This window comes from Phytoactinopolyspora endophytica (assembly GCF_004138495.1).
Classification (GTDB): domain Bacteria; phylum Actinomycetota; class Actinomycetes; order Jiangellales; family Jiangellaceae; genus Phytoactinopolyspora; species Phytoactinopolyspora endophytica.
Genome location: NZ_ML142852.1, coordinates 423 through 7,979 on the forward strand (window position 1 = coordinate 423; position 7,557 = coordinate 7,979).

The 7,557-nt window shown below is 65.8% G+C and carries 6 protein-coding genes; 2 read left to right on the forward strand and 4 right to left on the reverse strand.

From position 1 onward, the window contains the following. Positions 1–105: 105 nt before the first annotated feature. Positions 106–3,072, reverse strand: coding sequence for a UPF0182 family membrane protein (locus ELR45_RS08385; protein ID WP_129665128.1), 2,967 nt, complete (start codon positions 3,070–3,072; stop codon positions 106–108). A 143-nt stretch (positions 3,073–3,215) separates the two neighbouring features. Between ELR45_RS08385 and ELR45_RS08390 the strand changes: the two genes are divergently transcribed. Then, positions 3,216–3,785 carry a PPA1309 family protein gene (locus ELR45_RS08390; RefSeq protein WP_129665130.1) on the forward strand — a complete coding sequence of 190 codons (570 nt, stop codon included), beginning with the start codon at positions 3,216–3,218 and terminating at the stop codon, positions 3,783–3,785. Between the two features lie 32 nt (positions 3,786–3,817). On the opposite strand, the gene ELR45_RS08395 is transcribed toward ELR45_RS08390, so the two are convergent. The 3 genes from ELR45_RS08395 to ELR45_RS08405 are packed head-to-tail and all read right to left on the reverse strand — an operon-like array spanning position 3,818 to position 6,444. Next, entirely contained in the window at positions 3,818–4,885 is a 1,068-nt protein-coding gene (locus ELR45_RS08395) for a YlbL family protein (RefSeq protein WP_129665132.1), read from the reverse strand. 29 nt (positions 4,886–4,914) lie between these two features. Further along, the gene (locus ELR45_RS08400) at positions 4,915–5,337 is read right to left on the reverse strand and encodes a molybdenum cofactor biosynthesis protein MoaE (RefSeq protein WP_129665134.1); all 423 of its coding nucleotides are present in this window, start codon (positions 5,335–5,337) and stop codon (positions 4,915–4,917) included. A 3-nt stretch (positions 5,338–5,340) separates the two neighbouring features. Then, entirely contained in the window at positions 5,341–6,444 is a 1,104-nt protein-coding gene (locus tag ELR45_RS08405) for an NAD-dependent epimerase/dehydratase family protein (protein WP_205856248.1), read from the reverse strand. 81 nt (positions 6,445–6,525) lie between these two features. Here ELR45_RS08405 and ELR45_RS08410 point away from each other — a divergent pair. After that, positions 6,526–7,557, forward strand: a 1,032-nt coding sequence (locus ELR45_RS08410; RefSeq protein WP_165367602.1) for a zinc-dependent metalloprotease, incomplete at its 3' end; no start/stop codon positions are given.

The window sequence follows — 7,557 nt, forward strand, 5'->3', positions numbered from 1 at the left end:
ATGGATGCGGCAACATGTGCACATGAACACGGCCGGGGAGACCACCTTGGTCCTGGCGGTCTCCCCGGCCGTTGATCACATCACCAACTGGTGCCCGAGCTGCTGTTACTCGGACAGCTGGTCGGCGCGGTTGAGGGCGTCCTCCAGGCGATCGAGTGCGTCACCGTAGTCGCCCCACCGCCCTTCGGACTGAGCGGCTTGCGCATCCTCCCAGGCCTGCTGTGCATCGGCGAGGGCTTCTTGGAGTGTGCCGTCTGGCGCCGTCGTCGACTCGTCCTCAGGCTCGTCGGCCGGCGGCGACTGCTCCTCGTCGGCCGGTGGCTCCTCATCCTCGGGCGGAGGTTGTTGCTCTTCGTCCGTGGTGCCGTCCTCCGGCGCCGGTATCTCGTCGTCTTCGATCTCGCCGGTTTCTTGGGTCTCGACGCCCGCGTCACCCTGGAACAGGTCATCAAGCGCACCCTGCAAGCTCGGGGCGTAACCGATCTGGTCACCGAAGCGGACCATCACCCGTCGCAGGAACGGGAACGCGGCATCGCCACTGGCCCGCACGGCATAGACGGGCTGCACATACAGCAGACCATCACCCACAGGCAGCGTCAGCAAGTTCCCGACCACAGTGTCGGAGTCACCCTGACGTAGCAGTGACAGCTCGGTCGCGATATCCGGATCGCTCTCGAACGCGTTGGCCACCTGGCCCGGGCCGTCGATCTGCGTGTCACCAGGCAGTCTCAGGGCCGTGAGCTGGCCATAGTCCTCATGGGTGGCATCGGCGTTGACCGTCATGAACGCGATCAAGTTCTGCCGACCTCGTGGCGTGTACGTGGTCGTCAGCGAGAACACGCCCTCGTCGGTGTCAGGCAGCTGAATCGACTGATAGTACGGCGGCTGGTACAGCTCCAGACTCGATGTCGGGTCGTTGGGCACGACCCACCGGTCGGTCCCCTCGTAGAAGGTGAACGGGTTGGTCACGTGGTACTGCTGGAGCATCCGCCGCTGCAGCTTGAACATGTCCTCCGGGTACCGGAGGTGGTCCATCAGATCATCGCTGATCTCCGACCTCGGGGTCACCGAGTCGGGGAAGACTTCCTTCCAGCTTTGCAGGACCGGGTCGTTCTCATCCCATTCGTACAGGGTCACCGTGCCGTCATAGGCGTCGACCGTGGCCTTCACCGAGTTACGGGCGTAGTTGATGAAGTCGTCCGGCTGGGCCGCCAGCGCCGGACGGTCAACCCGCGAGTCGCTGGTGGCCTCTTCCAAGGACACACGTTGCGAGTAAGGGTACGTATCCAACGTGGTGTAAGCGTCGACCACCCACACCATGCGCCCGTCGACCACCGTCGGGAACGGGTTGGTGTCCACCGTTAGCCACGGCGCCACCTTCTCGATACGCTGTCGCGGATCACGGTCGTAGAGAACCTGCGACTCCGAGTTAACCCGATCGGAGAGCAGAATGTTCGCCTCTTGGAACTTCGTCGCGTAGAGAACGCGGTTGAAGAACGAACCGAGAGGGACTCCACCCTCGCCGTCGTACGTGTTACGCCGTTGCTCACCGGTCTCCGGGTCCTCCGGGATGTCGTACTCGACAGGTTCCGCATCCTCGACGTCACCGACGATCGAGTACTCCGGGGAGTTCTCGCCGAAGTACACCCGTGGTTCGTACTCCCCCAGCTCCCCACGAGTCGGGATGTCTTCTTCGATCCACCGCGGCGATCCGTCCGTCTCGCTCTGGTTGCCGTAAGACGCCACCATACCGAAGCCGTGCGTGTAGACCGTGTGCTCGTTGACCCAGTTCTGCTGCTCACCCGAGATTCCCGAGATGTCGATCTCCCGTGCGGACACCACAGCGTCTCGTTCTTCGCCGTCGATCTCGTAGCGGTCGACGTCCGCTGGTTCGGCGAACGAGTAGAACCCACGGACCTGCTGCAGCTGCTGGTAGGCCGGAGGGATCACCGACGGGTCCATGAGGCGGATACCCGGGATGGTGCCGGTGTCGTCGGCGAGCTGTCCGGCTTCCACCGTCGTGGTGGCGTCATAGGAGTCGATGTCGATGTCGTCGATGTCGTAGGCGTCGCGCGTCGCCTCGATATTGCGGACTATGTACGGTTCCTCGCGGTCCGCCTCAGTCGGGTTGACCTGGAACTGCTGCACGATGAACGGCCACAGCCCGCTGAGCAGGACAGCCGAGAGAACCATCAACCCGGCACCGATACCCGGCAACATCCAGCTGCGGCGCCAGACGTTGACGAAGAACAGGATCGCGCAGATCCCGGCGACGAACATCAGGATCATCTTCGCCGGGAGAAGCGCGTTGATGTCCGCGTAGTTCCCCCCAGTGAACAGGTCATTGTCGTCGATCAGCATCGCGTACCGGTCCAACCAGTACGCTCCGGCCTTGAGCAGGATGAACAGGCCGATCAGGATCGACAGGTGACCTTGAGCCGCCCGGCTGACCTTCTCGCCCGCGGTCTGCAGCCGGATACCGCCATAGATGTAGTGCGTGATCGCCGCGACGATCAGGCCTAGGGCGACGATGGCGAAGCCGAAGCTCACAACGTAGCGCCACCACGGGTACGAGAAGGCGTAGAACCCGATGTCGACGTTGAACTGCGGGTCCTCCGCACCGAACTCGGCACCGTTCATCCAGAGCTGGAAGGTCTGCCACTCTCCCCCTGCACTGGCGCCGGCGATGATCCCGACCAGCACCGCAGCGGCGCCGAGGACCCACGAGCGGACCGGGTCGATTGCGTCCCGGTACCGGTCGAGGCTCTGCTGTTCGACGCTCATCGGCCGGTAACTGGGCCGGAGTCGATAGGCGATGATTCCGTTCACGACGATCGACACGGCCATGAGCAGGCCGAAGACGACGAAAAGTCCGGACCTGGTGACCAGCTGGGTGGTGAAGACGTGGGTGAAGTCCACCGAGTCGTACCACAGCCGGTCCGTCCAGAAGTTCACAAGCAGCAAATAAGCGACGGCAAGCACCGCGACCACGATGAGCGTCGGAACGAGCGCGCGCGACCTACGGCCGGGCCCGCGGGATGGACCAGCTGGACGAGGAAAGTTCTGGCTCACCCCATGAAAGCTATCTTACGGTCACACTCGTTTTCGAACCGGTCCGGCCAAGAGATCTAAACATTTGGTCGCATCCTGGCAACGCCGCCGTAACCTGGGCGTCGGCCTGGCCCACGCGCAGGTGGTCATGGGAGCATGCCGCTATGAGTGCTGACCATCCATACGACCCAGAAAACGCCCCGCCGCCCGCGCTGTCGCGCGCGGTGGCGGAGATCGAGAACCACGTCCGCAAGGATGGCTGGGACCAAGAACCCCGGCTCTACGCACTCGCACCGACCGGAGAGCTACTGGAGCGCGAGCCCGAGCTCGCCGGCAGCCTCGGTATGACTCAAGACGTGGTGTCGGACGACTCGTTGACTCCGATCGAGCAGGACATCGCCGGGCGCGGCCTGGACGAGCTCCTTCCTTCCATCGCGTGGCCGGACACGGTGCAGGGCTGCGCCCTCGCCGTCGAGCGCATCGTGTTGCCGCCGGGAGCCGAAGACGAGGTCCCCGACGACGAGCAGTCCGCCGTCAGCTGGGCCCAGAATCATCCAAAGCGCGCGGATGTGCGCGTCGTGGTGGGTGTGCTCCGCGACGGCTCGCGAACCTCAGTCATGCGGGTCCGCGGCCATGAGTCCGAGGACGAGCTGATCCGCGACGCGGAGCTGTCTCCGGAGATCGGCAACGCCTTGGCCGAAACGCTGGCCGGATCATCTTCTAGCGATCAGTGACCCGGCGAGGCGAGCGACCCGGCGTCGACCCCTTATTCGCACACAGGCAGTTCTGAGCCGTCACCCTCGTTGTGGGTCTCGATCGCGTCGATCGCATCGGCAAGTGTCTCCACCGGGACAACCTGCATGTCGCCGTTGTTCGCGCCTGGCACGTCGCCACAGTTGCCGACGGGCGCCAGGAACAGCTCAGCGCCGTCCTCGCTCGCCGCCGCGATCTTCTGCTGTATGCCGCCGATGGCGCCGACCTCGCCGTCGCCACTGATCTCCCCGGTTCCGGCGATGTGCGCACCGTCGGCGAGCGATCCCTGAGTGAGAGTGTCGTAGATGGCCAGGGCAAAGATCATTCCCGCGCTCGGACCACCGATGGCGTCGTCGATGGTGATCGAGATGTCGATCGGCAGGTCGTACCCCCAGTCCGGAGCGAACCCGACCACCGGACGTCCATCGTCTTCCGCCGGTTCCGTATCCGCTGTGACCGACGTCTCCTCGCCGTCCCGGCGGATGCCGATGTCGACCGTGTCGCCGGCCTCGCGATCGGTGATCTCAGCCGCGACTTCCTCCGGCTCGCCGGTGTCCGTGCCGTCGACGGAGAGAATCACATCGCCCGGCTCCAACAGCCCGTCGGCCGGTGTGTCTTCGTAAACGATCGCCACCACCACCTGCTCCGGAACGTCGTAGCCGAGGTGGCGCAACGCGGCGACCTTCGCGCTCTCTTGAGATCGGGACAACTGCTGAGCGCTCTGCTCCCGCACTTGCTCCGCCGTATCGTCCTCGCCGTACACACTGCTGCGCGGGACGACCGCACGGTCGCTGTCCATCCAAGCCCGCAACACCGTCAGGACATCGAGCTCGGTGTCGGCGGACGTGACACCGACGGTGGTCAGGTCGAGCTCGCCGTCGGTCTCATACGTCTCAGCCCCCTCGATCTGCACGACGGGCACGTCTTCGTCGCTCTCGCCCCCGACCTGAACATCGGCGAGCGTGTCGACCACCGGCCCGGGCGAGTAGACGACATACGGCACCGGGAGCTGCGAGGCAACCGCGACCAGCAGGATGATCAGCGTGCCGGCGACCATGAGGGTGACAGAACGGCGAGTCATTTGGTTCAGATTACGGCCTTGCACCGGCACTACGGTGAGCCGACCCACTCGGTCGCGCCGTCGGCGAACATCTGATGCTTCCAGATCGGCACCTCACGTTTGAGGTCGTCGATCAGCTTGCGGCATGCGGCGAACGCTTCCTCCCGATGCTCGGCCGCAGCCGCGACGACGACGGCCATGTCGCCGATGCGCAGCTCGCCGACGCGGTGCACGGCAGCGAGCGCGCGCAGCGGAAACGCCGCGGCCACTCCCTCTGCGACCTGGCGCAGCTTCTCGTCAACCGTCGGATGAGCCTCGTACTCGAGGACGTTCACCGCCCGTGCCTGGTCAACGTCTCGGACCGTACCGATGAAGACACAGGTGCCGCCGGCGCCGTCGTCGGTGACCGCCGCCAGCACCTCGTCGACGGAAAGCGGCTCGCGACGAACGCCCAACAGCCTGATCACGTCCAACTCTTACCCCCGCTTCCGCTTGCGCGCCTTACGGACCACAACAGCGGTCCCCAATATGGCGACTGTAGCGCCCGCCGCGCCGATCGTGGCCGCAGTCTCTCGTTTTCCGAAGCGTCTGGAGGCCAGCGAATGCCGTCCGCTCACACTCTCCATCAGCGCCTGCAGCGCCAGCTCATTGCTGTACTCAGGACGCCAGCCGGCGTCGGTGAGCCGGTCCGGAGAGACGGCCCACGGGTGGGTCACGTACTGCAGCTCGCTGACCGGAACAGGTGTGACGCCGAGCCGATGCAAGCGGCCCGCGGCCCCGAGCGCGAATGACTCCGACAACTCAACGCGGCCGCGGCCAGTGAGCGCTTCGACAGCCTCCTGGTCCAGGTATCCCGGGCTGGCGACCGCGACCGGTCCGTCGATCTCGTGCAGGGTGATGAATTCCAGCGCCGAGGCGACGTCGTCGACATGGCAGAACTGCCAGGCAGGTGTCCTGCCTCGGATAGTGAGCAGCCGGGGAGCTTCGAAATGCCTGGTCAACACCGAATCCACGCCTGGCCCCGTCAGCGCCGCGGGCCGGACGACGGTGACCGCGGTCCCCGGATGCGACCGCGGAGCACGAGCGCACAGCTCTTCGATCTCCAGCAGATCGCTGACCAGCCCGCCGTCGGCAGGAGCGCGCAGCGGTGCATCCTCATTCAGGGGAATCGGGTTGTCCGCGGAGGCTCCGTAAACCATGGCGCTGCCCACGACGACCACCCTGCGCACTCCCGCTGCCGCCGAAGCGGTGAGAATGGTCTGCGTGCCTCTGACGTTGCGAAGTGAACGGTCTTCCGGATCGCCGGTGACATTGAGATCGACGGCAGTGTGGACGACGACGTCGACGCCTGTGAGCCTCGTCACCATCGCGGGGTCGGTCGAATCGATCACCCGCCAGGTCACGCCCTCGACGTCCCCACGGACCTGGTCTAGCGCTATGACCTGCCGAATTTCGGCGCACTGCGTCAGCCGACCCGCAAGCTGCCGGCCGACGGCGGACGCGGCCCCGGTCACAGCCACGACCAGCCCGCGATCCGCGCTGTTGCGCCCAGCGCGAACCGCTGCCCGCTGTGTACCCACGTATGCTCCTCCTGCTACTACGGTGGAGCGTATGAGGCGCCCCTACCGCTTCCCATCCTGCCCGAGGCGCGAGGCATAGTTATGAGTGACGTCCCTTTCGGTTTCCGGTCCGACGACGATGACGATGATGACAAGCCCGACAAGGGCTCCGGTGGTTCCAACCCCAATGACCCGCTGAGCAGCCTGTTCGGCATGATGGGCGGTCAGCAGGGCGGTGCCGACCTCGGCCAGATGCTCCAGCAGATCGGCAAGATGCTGTCCTGGTCCGGCGGTCCGGTGAACTGGGATCTTGCCAACTCCGCTGCCCGCGACGTCGTCTCGGCGGGTGGCGACCGCTCGGTCAGCGGGTCAGAGCGGCGCGAGGTGGATGACGCGTTCCGGCTGGCGGATACCTGGCTCGACGAGGCGACCTCATTCCCGGCGACCGGCGGCGCACCACGCGCCTGGAGCCGGGCCGAGTGGGTCGAGGGCACCCAGGCGGCCTGGCGCAGCCTGGTCGAACCTGTCGCCGCCCGCGTGGCCGACGCCATGGGCAAATCCCTGCCACCCGAGATGGCACAGACGGCGGGGCCGCTGGTGGGAATGCTGCAACAGGTCGGCGTGTCGATGTGGGGCGCACAGGTGGGCCAGAGCATCGGCAAGCTCGCCGGTGAGGTCTGCGGGTCCGCGGACATCGGCGTTCCGCTGGCGGACGGACACCCCGCTCTGCTCCCGGCCAACGTGCGAGCCTTCGGCGAGGGCCTAGGGGTCGACGCACGGGACGTCACGCTCTACCTCGCCCTGCGCGAGGCCGCCTACGTCCGGCTCTACTCTCACGCGCCATGGCTACGCTCGCACATCACCTCCTTGGTCGAGGAGTACGCCCGGCACGTCAACGTCGACACGGACTCCATCGAGTCGAAGCTCCGTGATGTCGATCCGTCGAACCCGCAGGCTTTGCAAGAGGCCCTGGAAGGGGGCCTGTTCGACATTCCCACCTCACCCGAGCAGACGGCCGCACTCGAACGACTCGAGCTTGCGCTCGCCTTGGTGGAGGGCTGGGTCGACGACGTCGTCACGCAGGCCACATCGGGCCGGTTGCCGTCGGCCTCCGCGCTGAGGGAGTCTGTCCGA